Source organism: Achromobacter sp. GW823-FHT04E03 (assembly GCF_058796095.1).
The window spans coordinates 1792158-1809053 of record NZ_JBXAIJ010000001.1 but is presented as its reverse complement, the minus strand read 5'-3'; the positions used below and the strand labels follow the sequence as shown (position 1 = coordinate 1809053).

Annotated in this window: 17 protein-coding genes; 10 read left to right on the top strand and 7 right to left on the bottom strand. The window is 67.7% G+C overall.

Annotated features, from left to right (window positions below):
- Nucleotides 1–7: 7 nt before the first annotated feature.
- Nucleotides 8–928: a LysR family transcriptional regulator gene (locus AC1RHV_RS08490; protein ID WP_125470557.1), complete on the top strand. Its 921-nt coding sequence runs from the start codon at nt 8–10 to the stop codon at nt 926–928.
- Nucleotides 929–962: 34 nt separating this feature from the next.
- Here the strand turns inward: AC1RHV_RS08490 and AC1RHV_RS08485 are convergent, their stop codons facing one another.
- Nucleotides 963–2678 carry an N-acyl-D-amino-acid deacylase family protein gene (locus tag AC1RHV_RS08485; RefSeq protein WP_175214099.1) on the bottom strand — a complete coding sequence of 572 codons (1716 nt, stop codon included), beginning with the start codon at nt 2676–2678 and terminating at the stop codon, nt 963–965.
- A gap of 28 nt (nt 2679–2706) precedes the next feature.
- On the bottom strand, nt 2707–3717 hold the full coding sequence (locus AC1RHV_RS08480; protein ID WP_119449964.1) for a Bug family tripartite tricarboxylate transporter substrate binding protein: 1011 nt from the start codon (nt 3715–3717) through the stop codon (nt 2707–2709).
- A 160-nt stretch (nt 3718–3877) separates the two neighbouring features.
- Here AC1RHV_RS08480 and AC1RHV_RS08475 point away from each other — a divergent pair, with 160 nt between their 5' ends.
- On the top strand, nt 3878–4834 hold the full coding sequence (locus tag AC1RHV_RS08475; RefSeq protein WP_492300431.1) for a LysR family transcriptional regulator: 957 nt from the start codon (nt 3878–3880) through the stop codon (nt 4832–4834).
- 38 nt (nt 4835–4872) lie between these two features.
- Here AC1RHV_RS08475 and AC1RHV_RS08470 read toward each other — a convergent pair whose 3' ends face one another.
- Complete coding sequence (locus AC1RHV_RS08470; protein ID WP_054452786.1) at nt 4873–5328, bottom strand: DUF1801 domain-containing protein; 456 nt, start codon at nt 5326–5328, stop codon at nt 4873–4875.
- A 125-nt stretch (nt 5329–5453) separates the two neighbouring features.
- Between AC1RHV_RS08470 and AC1RHV_RS08465 the strand changes: the two genes are divergently transcribed.
- Nucleotides 5454–6038 carry an SAM-dependent methyltransferase gene (locus AC1RHV_RS08465; protein ID WP_119449963.1) on the top strand — a complete coding sequence of 195 codons (585 nt, stop codon included), beginning with the start codon at nt 5454–5456 and terminating at the stop codon, nt 6036–6038.
- A gap of 19 nt (nt 6039–6057) precedes the next feature.
- Here AC1RHV_RS08465 and AC1RHV_RS08460 read toward each other — a convergent pair whose 3' ends face one another.
- The 3 genes from AC1RHV_RS08460 to ppk2 form a co-directional block, all read right to left on the bottom strand.
- Complete coding sequence (locus AC1RHV_RS08460; RefSeq protein ID WP_054452782.1) at nt 6058–6504, bottom strand: SRPBCC family protein; 447 nt, start codon at nt 6502–6504, stop codon at nt 6058–6060.
- Nucleotides 6505–6637: 133 nt separating this feature from the next.
- Nucleotides 6638–6892 carry a hypothetical protein gene (locus AC1RHV_RS08455; RefSeq protein ID WP_054452780.1) on the bottom strand — a complete coding sequence of 85 codons (255 nt, stop codon included), beginning with the start codon at nt 6890–6892 and terminating at the stop codon, nt 6638–6640.
- A 43-nt stretch (nt 6893–6935) separates the two neighbouring features.
- Nucleotides 6936–7757 carry a polyphosphate kinase 2 gene (gene ppk2, locus AC1RHV_RS08450; protein ID WP_119449962.1) on the bottom strand — a complete coding sequence of 274 codons (822 nt, stop codon included), beginning with the start codon at nt 7755–7757 and terminating at the stop codon, nt 6936–6938.
- A 246-nt stretch (nt 7758–8003) separates the two neighbouring features.
- Here ppk2 and AC1RHV_RS08445 point away from each other — a divergent pair, with 246 nt between their 5' ends.
- The 7 genes from AC1RHV_RS08445 (at nt 8004) to nadB (ending at nt 15963) form a co-directional block, all read left to right on the top strand.
- On the top strand, nt 8004–9551 hold the full coding sequence (locus AC1RHV_RS08445) for an efflux transporter outer membrane subunit (RefSeq protein WP_054452776.1): 1548 nt from the start codon (nt 8004–8006) through the stop codon (nt 9549–9551).
- Nucleotides 9544–10653 (top strand): HlyD family secretion protein, encoded by a 1110-nt coding sequence (locus AC1RHV_RS08440; protein ID WP_175181812.1) that lies wholly within the window; start codon nt 9544–9546, stop codon nt 10651–10653. The genes AC1RHV_RS08445 and AC1RHV_RS08440 overlap by 8 nt, the downstream gene beginning before the upstream one ends.
- Nucleotides 10643–11701, top strand: coding sequence for a DUF2955 domain-containing protein (locus AC1RHV_RS08435; protein ID WP_492300428.1), 1059 nt, complete (start codon nt 10643–10645; stop codon nt 11699–11701). The genes AC1RHV_RS08440 and AC1RHV_RS08435 overlap by 11 nt, the downstream gene beginning before the upstream one ends.
- Nucleotides 11702–11714: 13 nt before the next feature.
- Complete coding sequence (locus tag AC1RHV_RS08430) at nt 11715–12212, top strand: transporter suffix domain-containing protein (protein ID WP_119449960.1); 498 nt, start codon at nt 11715–11717, stop codon at nt 12210–12212.
- A gap of 93 nt (nt 12213–12305) precedes the next feature.
- The gene (locus AC1RHV_RS08425; RefSeq protein WP_119449959.1) at nt 12306–13094 is read left to right on the top strand and encodes a PhzF family phenazine biosynthesis protein; all 789 of its coding nucleotides are present in this window, start codon (nt 12306–12308) and stop codon (nt 13092–13094) included.
- Nucleotides 13095–13240: 146 nt separating this feature from the next.
- Entirely contained in the window at nt 13241–14380 is a 1140-nt protein-coding gene (nadA, locus tag AC1RHV_RS08420; RefSeq protein ID WP_492300426.1) for a quinolinate synthase NadA, read from the top strand.
- Between the two features lie 20 nt (nt 14381–14400).
- Nucleotides 14401–15963, top strand: a complete 1563-nt coding sequence (gene nadB / locus AC1RHV_RS08415; RefSeq protein WP_492300425.1) for an L-aspartate oxidase — start codon at nt 14401–14403, stop codon at nt 15961–15963.
- A 34-nt stretch (nt 15964–15997) separates the two neighbouring features.
- Here nadB and AC1RHV_RS08410 read toward each other — a convergent pair whose 3' ends face one another.
- A complete protein-coding gene (locus AC1RHV_RS08410) occupies nt 15998–16852 on the bottom strand; it encodes a helix-turn-helix domain-containing protein (RefSeq protein ID WP_054452761.1) in 855 nt (284 codons plus the stop codon).
- Between the last annotated feature and the right edge of the window lie 44 nt (nt 16853–16896).

The following is a 16896-nucleotide window of genomic DNA, read 5'->3' as shown; positions in this document are numbered from 1 at the left end:
AGCAGAGATGGACCGTTTCGACGCGATGCAGGCCTTCGTCCGCGTGGTGGAAACCGGCAGCTTCACCAAGGCGGCCGAGACCTTGCACATGAGCAAGACCAGCGTGACGCAACTGGTGCAGCAGTTGGAGGCGCGCTTGCGCGTCAAGCTGCTGAACCGCACCACCCGCAAGGTCAACGTGACCGCCGACGGCGCCGCCTACTATGAGCGCGTGCTGAGGCTGCTGGCCGACATGGACGATGCCGAGACCAGCCTGTCCGGGGCGTCGGCGGTGCCGCGGGGGCGTTTGCGCGTGGACGTGCCCAGCCCGCTGGCGCGCATGATCCTGGTGCCGGCCTTGCCGGCGTTCCATGCGCAATATCCCGACATCCAGCTGGACATGGGCGTGAGCGACCGGATCGTCGATCTGATCGGCGAGAACGTCGACTGCGTGGTGCGCGGCGGCGAACTCACCGACCAGTCGCTGATGGCACGGCGCGTGGGCGACTTGCTGCTTGGCGTGTACGCGGCGCCGGAGTACCTGAAGCGCGCAGGCACGCCCGCGCATCCGCGCGAGCTGGAGGACACGCATCACCGTATCGTGGGCTTTCTGTGGGCGCGCAACGGCAAGGCTTTGCCCTACGCCATGCGCCGCGGCGGCGAAAGCCTCAAGGTGCACGGGCGCTATGTGCTGGCGGTCGACGACGGCAACGCCTATCTGGCGGCCGGCCTGGCCGGGCTGGGCGTGCTGTGGTTGCCGGACTACATGTCACGCGCCCACGTCGACAGCGGCGAGCTGGTGCCGCTGTTCCAGGACTGGCGCCTGGATTCCATGCCGATGTACGTGGCGTTTCCGCCCAACCGGCACGTGAGCGCCAAGCTGCGCGTGTTCATCGATTGGGTCGCCGGGCTGTTGGGGCAGTACACGCCGGACCGACCGCGCGCCTGAGACTGGCGCGCGGCGCGGGCCGGCTTCGCGTCTTTCAAGCCTGCTGGCTGCGCGCTCCGCGCAGCAGCTTGCCCGGCAGTTCGCCGGTGGCCGCGCCGCCTTCGAAGATCGGCAGGCCATTGACCAGCGTGGCCACGTAGCCGTCGGCGCGCTGGATCAAACGGCGGCCGCCGCCCGGCAGGTCGAACACCATCTCCGGGCAGTGCACGCGCACCGCATCGGGATCGATGATGTTGACGTCGGCCTTGTAGCCGGGCTGCAGCAGGCCGCGATCCAGCAGCCCGTACACGCTGGCGGTGTCGCGCGTCTGGCGCTTGACCACATGCTCCAGTTCCAGCAGCGGGCCGCGGCGGCGGTCGCGGGTCCAGTGGCTGAGCATGAAGGTGGGCATGCTCACGTCGCAGATGTAGCCGCAATGCGCGCCGCCGTCGGACAGGCTGTTGACCGTGTAGGGCTGCTGCATCAGCTGGTGCAGGTGGTCCAGGTTCTCGTACGAATAGTTGAAGGACGGGTAGTAGAGGATCGCCTGGCCCTCGTTTTCCAGCATCAGGTCATAGACGATCTCCAGCGGCGCGCGGCCGCTGCGTTGCGCCATTGCGGCCACGCTTTCCCCGGGCAGCGGTTCGTAGTCGGGATCGCTGCCCAGGCGGAAGATCTTGTGGAAGCTGCTGAACAGCGTTTCAGCGCGGCGGTCCAGAAGGCCGCGCTGTTCGTTCATGATGCGGCTGCGCGTGGCGGGGTCGCGCAGGCGGGCCAGCTTTTCCGCCAGCGGCAGGGCATGCAGCGCCTGATAGCTGGGATGCGCGATGAACGGGTGCAGCGTGCTCTGCCACGAAAACAGGATGCCCAGCGGACGTCCGCTGATGCCTGCCAGCAGCGGCACGCCTGCGCGGTGCGCGCGGTCCAGGCTGCCGGCGATCTGCTTCCAGACGTCGGGCGCGGCGTCGGTCTGCTGCAGGTTGAACAGCACGGGCAGGCGGTTGTGGCGCGCCAGCTGCTCCAGCCACGGCATTTCGCCTTCCATGGCGGGATGGTTGGCGGTCATCTGGAACACGCCATGCCCGACTTCGCCCATGACCGAGCCCAGGGCGGTGATCTCCTCGCCGGTGGCGAAGGTGCCGGGCGGATACTTGCGTTCGTCGTACTTGTGCAGGAAGGTGCGCGAGGTGGAGAAGCCCACCGCGCCGGCGGTCAGCGCTTCGCGCACCACTTCGCGCATGGCGATCAGGTCGCTGGGCGAGGCCTCGTCGTGGTGGATGGCGCGTTCGCCCATCACGTAGGCGCGCACCGCGCTGTGCGGGATCTGTGCGCCCACGTCCAGGGCCTTGGGGCGGCGGTCCAGCGCGTCCAGGTATTCGGGAAAGGTCTCCCAATCCCACTGGATGCCTTCGGAAAGCACCGAGCCGGGTATGTCCTCGACGCCCTCCATGACCTTGATCAGCCATTCGCGCCGTTCGGGTTTGACGGGGGCGAAGCCCACGCCGCAGTTGCCCATGATGGCCGTGGTGACGCCGTGCCAGGTGGAAGGGCTGAGATACGGGTCCCAGGTGGCCTGGCCGTCGTAGTGGGTGTGGATGTCCACCCAGCCCGGGGCCACCAGGCAGCCGTCGGCGCGGATCTCGCGGCGCGCCGCGCCGGCCCGGCCTTCGGCCTGGACCACGCGTCCGTCCTCGATCGCCAGGTCCGCCTGGTAGCGGGGCCGTCCCGATCCATCGACGATGGTGCCGCCGCGTATGACCAGATCATGCATTGCGCTCTCCTTTCGATACGTGCCGCGGTTACTGGAGGACCAGGCCGATGCGCTTGATCACCGCGCCCCAGCGTTCGCTGTCCTGCTGGACGATCTGCGCGAACTCCTTGGGACCCGCGCCGCTGACTTCATTGCCCTGGGACACGATGCTCTGGGTTACGTCGGGCGAGTCCAGCGCCTCGCGGAACACCTGGGCCACGCGCTCGGCCAGCGCGGGCGGCATGTCGCCGGGGCCGAAGATGCCTTGCCAGCCGACGATGTCCAGCCCGGGTATGCCTTGCTCCTTCAGGGTGGGCAGGTCCGGCAGCACGCTCAGGCGGCGGTCGGTGGCCGGGCCCAGCAGCTTGACCTTGCCGGCGCGCGCGTTTTCCACGGCGGTGGCCGTGCCGTCGAAGTAGACCTGGACCTCGCCCGCCAGCAGCGCGCGGCTGGCGTCGGCCGTGCCCTTGTAGGGGACGTGCACGATGTCGATGCCGGTCTGCTGCTTGAGTATTTCGCCGTTCAGATGCGAGGTGGACCCCGGGCTGTAGGAAGCGAAGTTCAGCTTGCCAGGATTGGCCCGCGCGTAGTCGATCATCTGCGCCGTGGTCGAAAAGGGCGCGTCCTTGTTGGCGACCAGCACGGTGGCCGAGCGCACCACCTGGATGACCGGAGTGAAGTCCTTGACAGGGTCGTAGGGCAGCTTCTTGTACAGATGCGGATTCTGCGTGTGCGTGACGACGATGGTGTAGAGCAGGGTGTAGCCATCGGGGTTGGCGCGGGCCACTTCCTGCGCGCCTATCATCGTGCCCGCGCCGGGCTTGTTGTCGACGATCACCGGCGCCCCGGTGCGTTGGGTGACCTTCATCGCCAGCATGCGCGCCAGCGCGTCGGACCCGGAACCGGCCGGAAACGGCACTACCAGGCGGATGGGCTTGCCGCCGCCAGGCCAGGGCGGCGCCTGGGTGACGGGGGCGGCGGCCGCCGAAAGACAGGCCAGGGCGCCCAGCATGGCAGCCCCGCCGCTACCCAACAGCTTCAAGAACGACTTGCGGTTCATCTTGTCTCCTCCTGGGGGTAGGCAATGTCTGGCATTGCTCTGGAATGAGGTTCACCACAGGGCGCCGGCGCTGCAATCTTCCGTCGCTGCAAGTCTTTTGTAGTCTTGCCTTTGTGCTCAATCAAATGCATATTTGGCGCAATATTGATGAGAAAAATACATGAGCCTCACAATACGGTCGCTCCAGCACTACGCCGTGCTCGTCGAGGAAAAGCACTACTCCCGCGCGGCGCAGCGGCTGCATCTGACGCAGTCCGCGCTGACGCGCAGCATCCAGTCGCTGGAGGACTCACTGGGCCTGGTGCTGGTGGACCGGGCGTCCACGGGCGTCACGCCCACGCAGGCCGGGCGCATGGTGCTGGAGCGCGCGCAGCGCATCCTGGCAGAAACCCGCGACCTGCGGCGCGAAGCCGAGTTGATCCGCGGCCACGACACCGGCCGGGTGAACCTGGGCGTGGGGGCGTTTCCGGCGGCCGGATTCCTGTCGCCGCTGCTGGTGCGCATCGCGCGCGAGCATCCGGGCCTGAGCGTGCACGTCGAGATCGAAAGCTGGCAGCGCCTGCTGGACAAGCTGCTGCAGGACAAGCTGGATTTCGCGGTGGCCGTGACGCACAGCCTGCCGCCGCCCGACGACTTTTCGGTGCGGCCCTTGCCTCCGCAGCATGGCGGCCTGTTCACGCGCGCCGGCCATCCGCTGCAGGGCCTGGGCAAGCCGCGCCTGCGCGCCGCGCTGGCGCAGTACCGGCTGGCCGCCACCGACCTGCCGCTGCGGGCGCGCGAGTACCTGGCCCGGCTGTATCAGGTGGCACGGCCGGAAGACCTGCCCATCGCCTTCGAATGCGATAGCGTCGCCACGTTGCGCGAGGTGGCGCTGGGCAGCGACGTGGTGCTGTTCTGCACGCGCGAGGCCATCGCGGCCGAGCTGGCGCAGGGCGTGCTGGAGCCCTTGCCGCTGTCCTATCCCGCCGCCGGCCCGCTGACCTACAGCGTCATCCACCGCGCGCGCCGTACCCTGTCCCCGACCGCCGAGCGGGTCATCGAGCTGGTGCAGGACCTGCTGTCGGGCGCGGCCGCGCCGCAGGCCGTCTCCGGGAAAACGCGCCGGGCGCGGCGCTAGCGTCGCGGCCCAAGGGGGCTGAATGCCTGGGGCCGCGCCTACATCCGCTCGCCGGGCAGCGCGCTGGCCTGCTGCACCCAGTCCATGAACTGCGCTTCGTCCAGCTCATCGTCCTCACGGATATCCAGATAGCGCGTGTCCTGGCTCTTGGACGGTCCCGGCGGCACGGGCCGCAGCTGCGCGCCGCGAAAGAACGCCACCTTCACGTACTTGGTAAAGCAATGGATGCTCAGGAACCAGGCCTGGCCGTCCATGCCATACAGCGGCGAATTCCACTTGACCGCCTTCTGCACGCCGGGCGCTGCGCGCTCGATCAAGGCGTCCAGGCGGCGTCCGAGATCGCTCTTCCAGCCAGGCATGGCCGCGATATAGGCCTGCACCGGCGCGTCGCCCGCGCCCTTGGCGATCTGCGGATTGCCGCCGGACAGCAGGACGGGTTGCGAATCTGCTTTCTTGGTGGCCTTCACGGATTTCGCCGTGGATTTTTCTGCCATGCGTGGGCTCCTTTCGCTTGACCTCAAGTCGACTTGAAGTGAAAGACTATCTGCATTCCGGCACGAGACGGACGGGAGTGTTCCCTTGCTCTGAGCCGTGACCAACAACCTGGGAGTTCAAGCATATGTGGGATGAACGCTACGCCGTCGACGAATACGTGTATGGAACCGAGCCGAACGCTTTCCTGGCGGAAAACGCCGGCCTGCTGTCCGGGCCGGTGCTCAGCCTGGCCGAGGGAGAGGGGCGCAACGCCGTCTTCCTGGCCTCGCTGGGCCTGGACGTGCTTGGCGTGGACGGTTCCGCCGTTGGACTCGCCAAGGCGCGCAGGCTGGCGGGGGCGAAGGGCGTATCGATCCGCACCGAAACGGCGGACTTCGCCGGGTACGAGCCGCCGCCGGCATCCTTCGGCGCGGTGGTGTCGATCTTCGCCCACATGCCCAGCCACGTGCGCAGGAGGCTGCACCGCCTGGCGGAACGCTCCCTGCGGCCAGGCGGCATCATCCTGCTGGAGGCATACCGGAAAGCGCAGTTGGGTCGCGGCACGGGCGGGCCTCCAGATGCGGACATGCTCATGGCGCGCGAGGACCTGGAGCAGGACTTCCCGAATTGCCAGGTGCTGCTTTCGCAGGAAATCGAACGCGACGTGGTCGAAGGCATATTCCACACGGGTCCGGCATGCGTGGTGCAGTTCATCGCCAGAAAGACGTGAGGGCGGCCAGGCCCACTCCTCAATCGGGAATCTCCGGTTCGACCAGCCGCATCAGCTGCGCCAGCGACTCCTGCCAGCCCAGGTAGCACATCTCCGGCGGTATCGCCGCCGGAATGCCTTCCTGCACGATGCTTACCTCCGTGCCGCAGGCGACCTGCCGCAGCGTAACGGTAGTCTGCATGCGGCCGGGCAGGTTCGGATCGTCGAACTGGTCCGAGTACCGGATCTTCTGGCCCGGCGACAATTCCAGGTACTCGCCGCCGAAGTCATGGCTGTGGCCCGTGCCGAAGTTGCGGAACGACATCTTGTGCATGCCGCCGACCTTTGCATCCAGTTGATGGACCTGGCAGGTGTAGCCGTAAGGGGGGAGCCAGCGCGCGATCGCGTCGGGTTCCAGGAAGGCCCGATAGATGCGTTCGGCCGGCGCGCGCATGACGCGATGCAGGGTTACGGTTCCGGTAGTCATGGTAAGTCCGCCTTTCAGGAAAGTTGTGCGTACTGACACGACGTACGAGTTGACCGGAAATCGACAACCGAAATCCTGGGGGAAACCCTTAAACGGCACATCTGGTCACGATTGGCCGGGCCGATGCGGACCTTTATTCGATGGGCTCGCGCATCACCAGCACGGCGATCGTATGGTTCTTCCAGAACACCTGGTGTATGCGGGGCGCCAGCGCGCGCAGCTCCTCGGGCCCGGCGCCATCGAACGTCACCAGGACCGCGGGCCGTTCGCCCTCGCTAGGCACCCGCTGGATGCGGTCGCAGGATGGAAAGCCGTATTTCATGAGAAAACCGCGGATGTCCTCGTCGGAGGTGCTTTCTTCCACATGGTTGATCAGCAGGGCGGCCATGAGCGTTCTCCTTGGAAGCCTGCGGGCGTCAGAGGCGCACCGCTCAGAATTTGGCGGGGACCATGCGCAAGGGATGTCCCGGGTCGCGGTAGCCGCCGGCTTTCTGCCGCTTGGGCAGCTTCACCTTGGCCCGCGGCATGCGCTTGTACGGGATGCGGGCGAGCAGGTGGCTGATGATGTTCAGGCGCACCTTTTTCTTGTCGTCGGATTGCGCAACATACCAGGGCGCCACGCCGGTATCGGTGGCCGCGAACATGTCGTCGCGGGCGCGCGAGTAGTCGTACCAGCGGCTGTACGAATCCAGGTCCATTTTGGTCAGCTTCCAGATCTTGCGCTCGTCGTTGATGCGGGCCTGGAGCCGGCGGGTCTGTTCTTCTTCGCTGACCTCCAGCCAATACTTGAGCAGGATGATGCCCGAGCCCACGATGGCCCGTTCGACCAGCGGCACGCCTTTCAGGAAGATCTTGACGTCGTCCTTGGAGCAGAACCCCATTACCCGTTCGACGCCGGCCCGGTTGTACCAACTGCGGTCGAAGATCACGACCTCGCCCGCCGCCGGGAGGTAAGGCAGGTAGCGCTGCATGTACATCTGGGTTTTCTCGCGGTCCGAAGGGGCGGGCAGGGCGATCACGCGGAAGACGCGCGGGCTGACCCGCTCCGTGATCGCCTTGATCGTTCCGCCTTTGCCGGCGCCGTCGCGTCCTTCGAAAATGATGCAGACCTTGGCGCCCGTCTGGCTGACCCATTCCTGGAGCTTGACCAGCTCCACGTGCAGCCGGGCCAGTTCCTCGGCGTATTGCTTTCCCGAAAGCTTGGCTTGCGCCGGCTGCTTGTCCTCTGCTGCTGCCTTCTTCTGAGCGTTCATGATGGCACTCCAGAATATGCTGCGGGGAAACGGTCGGAACGTTGGAATTTTTCACTTTAGCGCCGATCGTTGCCCCTTGTACACAGGCAGGTAGGAGCAGTTCGTTTTATTTAGTGCTTGCATCGATACTATCCTCTGGCGAGAAGCGGAAAAGGCCAATAGAATCAATTCGCGCACAGCGCTCCGGCAAGGTCGGAGCTGCGTCGTGGACCATGGCGGTCAGGCTCTACACGGACCCGATAACCGATGTCGCCGCTGATCTGTTTGAATCGGCTGTTGCTGATCGGCATGCTCTGCCTGGGCGGCTGCATGCGTGTGGGGCCGGACTTCGAGCCCCAGCGCACCAGCTGGGTCGCGGACTGGAGCACTCCCGCGCTGCAGCAGGCCAGCCTCCAGCAACAGCAGCCGGACGCCCGGCAGTGGTGGCAGATTTTCGGCGACCCCGTCCTGGAAGCCCTGATCGCCCAGGCCGATGCCAACAACGCGGGCCTGCGCATCGCCGGCCTGCGCATCATGGAAGCGCGCGCGCAGCTGGGCATCGCCCAAAGCGGACGCTACCCGCAATCCCAAGTGATCGGGGCCAATGCCCTGTATCAGCACCGGTCCTCGCGCTCGGCCGAAGGCAATCCGCGCCCCAGCAGCTTCTGGCAATACAGCGCCGGCTTCGACATAGGCTGGGAGCTGGACTTCTGGGGCCGGTTCAGCCGCGCCATCGAGTCGGCCGACGCCCTGTACTTCGAGGCCCAGGCCAATCGCGACGACGTGCTGGTGCTGCTGCACGCCCAGGTGGCCGAAAGCTACTACGCGCTGCGCACCGCCGAGGCGCGGCTGCGGATCGCCCGCGACAATGCCGCCATCCAGAAGCGCAGCTACGAGATCACGCAAAAGCTGTTCCGCAGCGGCGAGACCGACGAACTGGACCTGCAGCAGGCCCGCACGCAGTACCTGAGCACGCTGGGCACCATTCCCGAATTCGAAAGCCAGATCATGCGGACCCGCAACGCCCTGGCGGTCCTGGTCGGCCGGCCGCCCGGACCCATGCCGGAACTGGACAACAAGACGGCGGAGGTGCCGCTGATCGACCGCGCCGTGCTGCAGGACGTGCCCGCCAACCTGCTGCTGCGCCGTCCCGACATCCGCGCAGCCGAACTGCGTATCGCCGCGCAGTCGGCGCAGGTGGGGGTGGCCGCGGCGGACCTCTATCCTTCGCTGACCCTGCTGGGCAGCATCGCCTGGTCCGCCACCTCGCTGGCGGGCACGGCGGGCGGCGCGGCGCTGCTGGCCGGCCCGGTCCTCAGCTGGAACGTATTCGACCACGGCCGCCTGCAGAACAATGTGCGGGTGCAGGACGCCCGGCTGCAGCAACTGATCGTGGCCTACCAGGACGACGTCCGGCAGGCGGCGCGCGAAGCCGACGACGCGGCCAGCGGCCTGATCAAGGCGCTGGAGCGCGATGGCATCCTGCAACAGTCGGCGCAGGCCGCGGGGCGTTCGCTCACGCTGGCCAACGCGCTCTACCGCGAAGGCTATACCGATTTCCAGCGGGTGCTGGACGCGCAGCAGGCGCTGGCCGTCCAGCAGGACGCCTACGTCGTGAACCGGGGCGGCGCCGTAAGCGACCTCATCGCCCTGTACAAGGCGATGGGTGGCGGCTGGTATAGCGCGGAACCGGTGCTCGACCCGGCGACCCGCGAACAGATGCGGCAGCGCACCGATTGGGGCGATCTGCTATCCGAGCCGGCGCCTGCTTCCCCAACTGCCCTGTCCGCGCAAAAGGTGCGACCCGATGAGTGACTCGCCGTCCCAGCCCGCCGCAGCCCCCGCGCCCGATCCCGCGAAAAAGGGCGTCCGATGGACGGTTCTGTTCATCGTGCTGAGCCTGGCCTGGTATCTGCTGGCCGACCGCTATACGCCTTACACGCAGCAGGCGCGGGTGCAGGCCTTTGTCGTGCCGGTGGCTTCCGAGGTATCGGGGCGCGTGACGCGGGTGTACGTGCGCAACAACCAGGATGTCGAGGCCGGCGCGACGCTGTTCGACGTCGACCCGGAGCACTACCGCATCGCCGTGGATCGCGCCCGCGCCGACCTGGAGTCCACGCGCCGGCAGATCGGCGCCGGCACGGCGGGCATCGATTCGGCACAGGCTTCCTTGCGCGCGGCGCAGGCCAATGAGCTGAAGGCCCGCCAGGACAGCACGCGGCTCGAACGGCTGTACCGCGAGGACCAGGGCACCGTATCGCTGCGGCGGCTGGAAATCGCGCGGGCGAATCTGACGCAGGCCATCAGCCAGGTCGCGGCCGCGCGCGCCGAGGTGCAGCGCGCGCGCGAACAGGAAGGCGGCAGCGAGGAAGACAACGCCAAGCTGCGCAGCGCCGCCGCTGCCCTGGAAAAGGCCGAGCTGGACCTGGCCAACACGCAGGTGCGGGCGCGTTCGGCGGGCCTGATCACCGACCTGCGCACCGACACCGGGCAGTTCGCGGCCGCCGGCAACCCCGTCATGACGCTGATCGCGATCCACGACGTCTGGATCAGCGCTGAAATGACCGAGAACAACCTGGGCCACGTAGAGCCCGGCACGCCGGTGTCCATCATCCTGGACGCGCTGCCCGGGCAAATCTTCAAGGGCCGCGTGCGCAGCGTTGGGTATGGCGTCAATGTGGGACCGGGCACGCCGCCCGGCGCCTTGCCCACGGTGCAGAACAGCCGCGACTGGCTGCGGCCCGCGCAGCGCTTTCCCGTGATCGTGGAATTCGATCGCGACGACCTGCCGGCCTTGAGCGGCGTGCGCGTGGGCGGCCAGGCCGAGGTCATGGCGTTTCCCAGTTCCGGCAATCCGCTCAACCTGCTGGGCCGCGCGTACATGCGGCTGATGAGCTGGCTTTCCTATGCGTACTGATCCCGATCCTCGCGGACGCCGCGCGCTGCGTGTGGGCGCGGGCGCGGCTTTCTGCACGGCCATCAGCTATGGCCTGGACCTGCCCATCGCCATGGTCGCGCCGGTGCTGGGCGTCATGTTGCTGGCGTCGATGAACCGGCCCCTCTCGTTCAAGAGCGGGCTGGGCCTGATGCTGATGGCGCTTCTTACCACCGCGATCGGATTGCTGCTGAGTCCCTTGCTGCGCTACTACCCCTTTAGCGGCGTGCTGCTCATCGCGCTTTGCCTTTTTTTCGCTTTCCGCCACGGGCTGCGCGGCGGCAATGGACTGTTGTCGACCTTCCTCATCATCGGGCTGACCATGATCTCCGCCGCCGGCACCGTCGACTTCGCCTTGGCTTCCCTGGTGATCGAGGCGCTGGGCAAAGGGTTGCTGGTCGCGGTCCTGGTGTTGGGCGGCTGCCACCTGCTGTTTCCCGAGCCTGCGGCCGCGCCCGCGCCGCCGGCGGCGCCCGTGCTGCCGCCCGACCAGGCCAGCCGCCTGGCCTTGCGCGCCTCGCTCGTTGTGATGCCGGCGTTCCTGCTGGCGCTGACCGACCCGCTGGGCTACATGCCCATCATCCTGAAATCGGTCAGCCTGGGGCGGCAGAGCTGCGTCACCGCCGCGCAGGGCGCGGCCCGCGAACTGCTGGGCTCGACCCTGCTGGGCGGCGCGCTGGCAGTGGCTTTCTGGTGCGCCCTCAGCCTGTTCGTGAACCTCTGGATGTTCTTTCTCTGGATGCTGCTGTTCGGCCTCATCGCCGCGCGCAAGCTCTACCCGCTGAGTCCGACCCGCCATCCGCCCAGCTTCTGGCTGAACACGCTGGTGACGCTCATCATCCTGCTGGGCCAGTCGGTGCAGGACAGCGCCGCCGGCAAGGACGTCTATACCGCGTTCGCGGTGCGCATGGGCTTGTTCATCGGCGTCACGCTCTACGCCTGCCTGATGCTGCGCCTGCTCGAATCGCGGGCGTCGGGCAGCCCGAAGCCTGGAGCGAATCCCTCAACCGCAGTCCCCTCAAACGCTTGACCAGGAGGCAGCCATGCCATTGCCAGACGAACCGGTCCAACCCGCGCCCGCAGCGGGCTGGCGCTTCAAATGCGGGATAGGTTTGTTCATCATCGCCTTCGCCCTGTGGTTCCTCATCCCGGTGGCGGGCTACCTGGACGTGCCAGGCCCGCGCATCGCCGCGCTGACCGGCACCATCTTCATCGCCAACAAGGTGCTGCTGCTGAGCTGCATCGCCGTCATGGGCAAGGAAGGCTTTCAGCGGCTGAAGTCCATCGTGTTCGGCCATGCCAAGAAGCTGGCGCCCGTGCAGAAGGTCGGCCCCGTGCGCCATGCCATCGGCCTGGTCATGTTCTTCCTGCCCATCCTGACCTCGGTGCTGGAACCCTACATCGACGAAATGTGGCCGGGCCTGCGGCCCAATCTGTGGCAGGCCCAGCTGGTCGGAGACATCATGCTGATCGCCAGCTTCTTCGTGCTGGGCGGGGATTTCTGGAGCAAGCTGCGCGGCCTGTTCGTGCGGACGGTGTAGCGGGCGGGCCGCCACGGCCGGAGCCGGCGTTTTCATAGGAAAATGCCGGCTTGCGTTCCGACGCGTAACCTCAGCCATCAACCAGGATCCGCCATGCCGCAACTCGACATCTATCAGGTAGACGCTTTCACCGCCGCGCCCTTTGGCGGCAATCCGGCGGCGGTCGTGCCGCTGCAGGCATGGCTGCCGGACGAAACGCTGCAACGCATCGCGGAAGAAAACAACCTGTCCGAAACCGCCTACTTCGTGCGCAAGGGCGATGTCTACGAGCTGCGCTGGTTCACGCCCGCGGTGGAGGTGGACCTGTGCGGCCATGCCACGCTGGCGTCGGCCTGGGTGCTGTTCGAACAGCTGGGCGCAACGGAAGACGTGCTGCGCTTTGCCACGCGCAGCGGCGAACTGCAGGTGCGCCGTGCAAGCGACCGGCTGGCGATGGATTTTCCGGCCAAGCGGCCCGAAGCGCAGGAGATCCCGCCGGGTCTGCTGCAGGCGCTGGGCCTGCCGGGCGCGCAGGCGTTCTACAAGACGGACGACTATCTCGTTGTGATCGACGATGAAACGCGGATCGATGCCTTGAAGCCGGACTTCGCCGCGCTGGCGGCTTTCGAGACGCGCGGCGTGGCGGTGACGGCGCCGTCGGCGCAATTCGATTTCGTGACGCGCTGGTTCGGGCCGCGGGTGGGCGTGAACGAGGATCCGGTGACCGGATCGGCGCACACCTCGCTGGCGCCGTACTGGGCCCAGCGCCTGGGCAAGCGCAGCCTGAGCGCGCAGCAGGGCGGGGCGCGCAAGGGCCAGTTGCAATGCGAGGTGCTGGATAACGGCCGGGTGATCATCAGCGGCCAGGCGGCGTTGTACCTGCGCGGCTCGATCTTCATCTGAGGCCTAACGGGCCGCGGCGCAGGCGCGCGGCGGCGTAACAAAAGAGACGTTGACACGGTTTATGCTCAACACTAGCATAAACCGTGCTCTTTTTTTGACCATTAAATGCTCAATATGAGCATAATATTTCGCGAGGAGACGCGTCCATGGACACCCCCAACCGCCGGTACGTCGAATTCGATCTGCCTGCCACGACTAGCTGCCCCAGCGCCGTCGGCCAGGCCTGGGCCCGCGTGCCCGAACCCTTGCCAGCCAATGAACGCGCCGCCTGCGTGGCGCGCATACGCGAACTGCTGGCGCGTGAACGCGCCGTGCTGGTCGCCCACTATTACGTCGATGCGGAGTTGCAGGAGCTGGCCGAACAGACCGGCGGCTGCGTCGGCGACTCGCTGGAAATGGCTCGCTTCGGCCGCGACCACGAGGCCCGCATGCTGGTGGTGGCCGGCGTGCGCTTCATGGGCGAGACCGCCAAGATCTTGAGCCCGGACAAGCGCATCCTGATGCCGGACCTGGACGCCACCTGCTCGTTGGACCTGGGCTGTCCGGCCGCCGATTTCGCCGCCTGGTGCGATGCCCATCCGGACCGGACGGTGGTGGTCTACGCCAATACCAGCGCGGAGGTGAAGGCGCGCGCGGACTGGGTCGTCACCTCGTCGATCGCGCTCGACGTGATCGCCGACCTGCATGCGCGCGGCGAGAAAATCCTTTGGGCGCCGGACCGCCATCTGGGCGACTACGTGCAACGCCAGACCGGCGCCGACATGCTGCTGTGGCAGGGGTCCTGCCTGGTGCATGACGAGTTCAAGGGCACCGAACTGGAGCTGCTGCGCGCCGAGCATCCCCAGGCCAAGGTGCTGGCGCATCCGGAATCTCCCGCGGCGGTGCTGGCGCAGGCGGACGTGGTGGGCTCGACCACCCAGCTGATCGAGGCCGCGCGCAAGTTCGACGCCGGGCTGCTGATCGTCGCGACCGACCAGGGCATCCTGCACAAGATGCGCGCGCAGGCGCCCGGCAAGACCTTCCTGGCCGCGCCCACCGCGGGCAACAGCGCCAGCTGCAAGAGCTGCGCGCATTGCCCCTGGATGGCGATGAACGCCTTGGGCAACCTTGCCGAGACACTGGAGCACGGCCGCAACGAGATCACGCTGGACCCCGCGCTGGGCCTGCGCGCCAAGGCGCCGATCGACCGCATGCTGGACTTCGCGGAACAACGCAAGCGCCGCGTGCAGGCCAGCGGCGACTTCGCACGCGACACAGCGCTGTACGCCAGCGTCGGGCCGGCCTAAGGACTACCGGAGGTCCGCTCATGGAATTCGACGTCATCATCATCGGCAGTGGCCTGGCCGGCATGGCTGCGGCGCTGGAGCTGGCCCCGCGCAGGCGGGTCGCCCTCGTGTCGAAGGGCGAGTTGCGCGACAGCGCCAGCAACCGCGCCCAGGGCGGCATCGCCGCGCCGCTGGGCGCGGACGACAGCATCGAGGCGCATGTCAGCGACACCCTGGTCGCGGGCGCAGGCCTGTGCGACTTGCCGGCCACGCGGCACATCATCTCCCGGGCCTGCGGCGCGATCGTCTGGCTGCAGGAGCAGGGCGTCGCGTTCACGCTGGAGCAAGGCGGCTTGCATCTGACGCGCGAAGGCGGGCACGGCCTGCGCCGCATCGCGCACGCGGCGGACGCGACCGGCAGCGCCATCGTCGCGGCGCTGGAGGACCGAGTGCGGCGGCAATCCGGCATCACGCTGCTGCAGGCGCATTGCGCCGTGGACCTGATTCTGGACGGCGCCGCGGGTACGGCCGCGGCGCGCTGCCGCGGCGTGCGCCTGCTGGACCTGCGCAGCGGGCGGATCTTCGACGCAACGGCCGGCCATGTCGTGCTGGCCACGGGCGGCGCGGGGCAGGCATACCAGACGACGACCGCGCCGCCGGCCGCGACCGGCGACGGCATCGCCATGGCCTCGCGCGCGGGCTGCCAGATCGCCAACATGGAGTTCACGCAATTCCATCCTACCGGCCTGCACCACGCGCAGGCGGGCGGATTCCTCATCTCCGAGGCCGTGCGCGGCGAGGGCGGTGTGCTACGCCTGCCCAACGGCGCGCGCTTCATGCCGGCGCACGATGCGCGCGCCGAACTGGCGCCGCGCGACATCGTGGCCCGCGCGATCCAGGGCGAAATGGAACGCCATGGGTTGGAATGCGTGCAGCTGGACATCAGCCACCAATCGCCGCAATTCCTGCGGGAACACTTTCCCACCATCCAGGCGCGCTGCCTGGCGCTGGGCATCGACATCACGACGGCTTCCATCCCGGTTGCGCCCGCCGCGCATTACACCTGCGGCGGCATCGCCGCCGACATGGCCGGGCGCAGCAACCTGCCCGGCCTGTACGCGGTGGGCGAGGCCGCCTGCACCGGGCTGCATGGCGCCAACCGCCTGGCCAGCAATTCGTTGCTGGAATGCGTGGTGACGGGGCGGGCTGCGGCGCAAGACATACTCGGGCAGAAGCGGGCCGATGTTTCCCGCAGAACTCCGGCACCCGACGCAATCGCCGTGCCGGCGTCGCCCGATCTGGCGCGGCTGCGGCGCGACCTGCGACAACTGATGAGCCGGGACGTGGGCGTGCTGCGCAGCGATGCATCGCTGGCGCGTGCGGCGGCCTTCATTGGTCCGCTGCGAGCACAGACGGAAGCGCGGCTGTTGCGCGAGGGCTTGAGCCTGGAACTGCTGGAGCTGCGCAACCTGGCTCTGGCGGCTGATCTCATCGTGCGGGCGGCGAGTGCGCGGGGTGAAAGCCGCGGGGCGCATTTCAACCGCGATCGTCCGGGCCAGGACGCCGTGGATTTGCGGCTGCGCGCGCCTGCCGCAACCGCCTAGGCGCGGGCAGGGCAGTGTCCGGCCGGCCAGCGGCTCAGGAAACCCCGGTCAGCAGATGCTGCGCGGCGCCCGTCGCCGCGCGCCTGAAACGCGACGGCGAAACGCCCATGTGCTCGCGGAAGAAGCGGGAGAAATTGCCGGGCGTGGAGAAGCCCAGGTCCAGCGCTACGGAGGTCAGGGGCTGCTCCTGGTGTACCAGCAGGCGCACGGCTTCTTCGACGCGCACGGCGCTCCAGAAAACTTGCGGCGTGGTGTTGAGCTGATCGCGGAACAGCGCGAAGAAATGGCCGCGCGACAGGCCCACGCGGCTGGCGACTTCTTCGGCCGTGATGGGTTCATGGGCGTGCTCGCGCATGTAGGCGATCGCCGCGCGCAGCCGGCGGTCCAGCGCCGGCGTCGCGGGCATCTGGTTGCGTGGGCGCTCCGGTTCGATCGACGATTCGATTGCCGCTTGCAGCAAGGCCTCGACTTCGGCATCCAGGTCCGCGCCGGGGTGGTCCTGCGGCGCCACGATCTTGTCCAGCAAGCGCCAACAGCCCTGGCGCACCGCCGCGTCGATGGGCACGCCCGGCGCGGCGAAGTGGAATGGCCGCCCCGTGGCGGCCCGCCGTTCGTCCAGCCAGGGCTTGGCGATGTAGAGCACCAGGAAGATGGCCGGGCCCGACCGTTCGAGCAGCCTGGCGTCGTGCGATTCGTACGTATTGGTGCCTAGCGCCAGGTGTTCGCTGTAGGGGACCGGAGTCTGGCCGACATGCCCCAGCACGCGCGCGCCGCCCAGCCACAGGGCCAGCTGCACTTCCGCATGCGCGTGCGCGATCAGGTCGTCGCGCAGTTCCAGCACAACGGCGCGGCCGAACGCGCCTTCGTGCAAGGCGTAGGTCTCCTGCATGTCTGTCTCCCGTTTTTCTTATCGCCTCGTCGCGCAAGCCTGGG

Excerpts from the sequence above, each read along its gene's own strand:
- AC1RHV_RS08490 (WP_125470557.1), top strand. The coding sequence starts at position 8 with ATGGACCGTTTCGACGCGATGCAGGCCTTCGTCCGCGTGGTGGAAACC.
- AC1RHV_RS08485 (WP_175214099.1), bottom strand. The coding sequence starts at position 2,678 with ATGCATGATCTGGTCATACGCGGCGGCACCATCGTCGATGGATCGGGA.
- AC1RHV_RS08480 (WP_119449964.1), bottom strand. The coding sequence starts at position 3,717 with ATGAACCGCAAGTCGTTCTTGAAGCTGTTGGGTAGCGGCGGGGCTGCC.
- AC1RHV_RS08475 (WP_492300431.1), top strand. The coding sequence starts at position 3,878 with ATGAGCCTCACAATACGGTCGCTCCAGCACTACGCCGTGCTCGTCGAG.
- AC1RHV_RS08470 (WP_054452786.1), bottom strand. The coding sequence starts at position 5,328 with ATGGCAGAAAAATCCACGGCGAAATCCGTGAAGGCCACCAAGAAAGCA.
- AC1RHV_RS08465 (WP_119449963.1), top strand. The coding sequence starts at position 5,454 with ATGTGGGATGAACGCTACGCCGTCGACGAATACGTGTATGGAACCGAG.
- AC1RHV_RS08460 (WP_054452782.1), bottom strand. The coding sequence starts at position 6,504 with ATGACTACCGGAACCGTAACCCTGCATCGCGTCATGCGCGCGCCGGCC.
- AC1RHV_RS08455 (WP_054452780.1), bottom strand. The coding sequence starts at position 6,892 with ATGGCCGCCCTGCTGATCAACCATGTGGAAGAAAGCACCTCCGACGAG.
- ppk2 (WP_119449962.1), bottom strand. The coding sequence starts at position 7,757 with ATGAACGCTCAGAAGAAGGCAGCAGCAGAGGACAAGCAGCCGGCGCAA.
- AC1RHV_RS08445 (WP_054452776.1), top strand. The coding sequence starts at position 8,004 with ATGTCGCCGCTGATCTGTTTGAATCGGCTGTTGCTGATCGGCATGCTC.
- AC1RHV_RS08440 (WP_175181812.1), top strand. The coding sequence starts at position 9,544 with ATGAGTGACTCGCCGTCCCAGCCCGCCGCAGCCCCCGCGCCCGATCCC.
- AC1RHV_RS08435 (WP_492300428.1), top strand. The coding sequence starts at position 10,643 with ATGCGTACTGATCCCGATCCTCGCGGACGCCGCGCGCTGCGTGTGGGC.
- AC1RHV_RS08430 (WP_119449960.1), top strand. The coding sequence starts at position 11,715 with ATGCCATTGCCAGACGAACCGGTCCAACCCGCGCCCGCAGCGGGCTGG.
- AC1RHV_RS08425 (WP_119449959.1), top strand. The coding sequence starts at position 12,306 with ATGCCGCAACTCGACATCTATCAGGTAGACGCTTTCACCGCCGCGCCC.
- nadA (WP_492300426.1), top strand. The coding sequence starts at position 13,241 with ATGGACACCCCCAACCGCCGGTACGTCGAATTCGATCTGCCTGCCACG.
- nadB (WP_492300425.1), top strand. The coding sequence starts at position 14,401 with ATGGAATTCGACGTCATCATCATCGGCAGTGGCCTGGCCGGCATGGCT.
- AC1RHV_RS08410 (WP_054452761.1), bottom strand. The coding sequence starts at position 16,852 with ATGCAGGAGACCTACGCCTTGCACGAAGGCGCGTTCGGCCGCGCCGTT.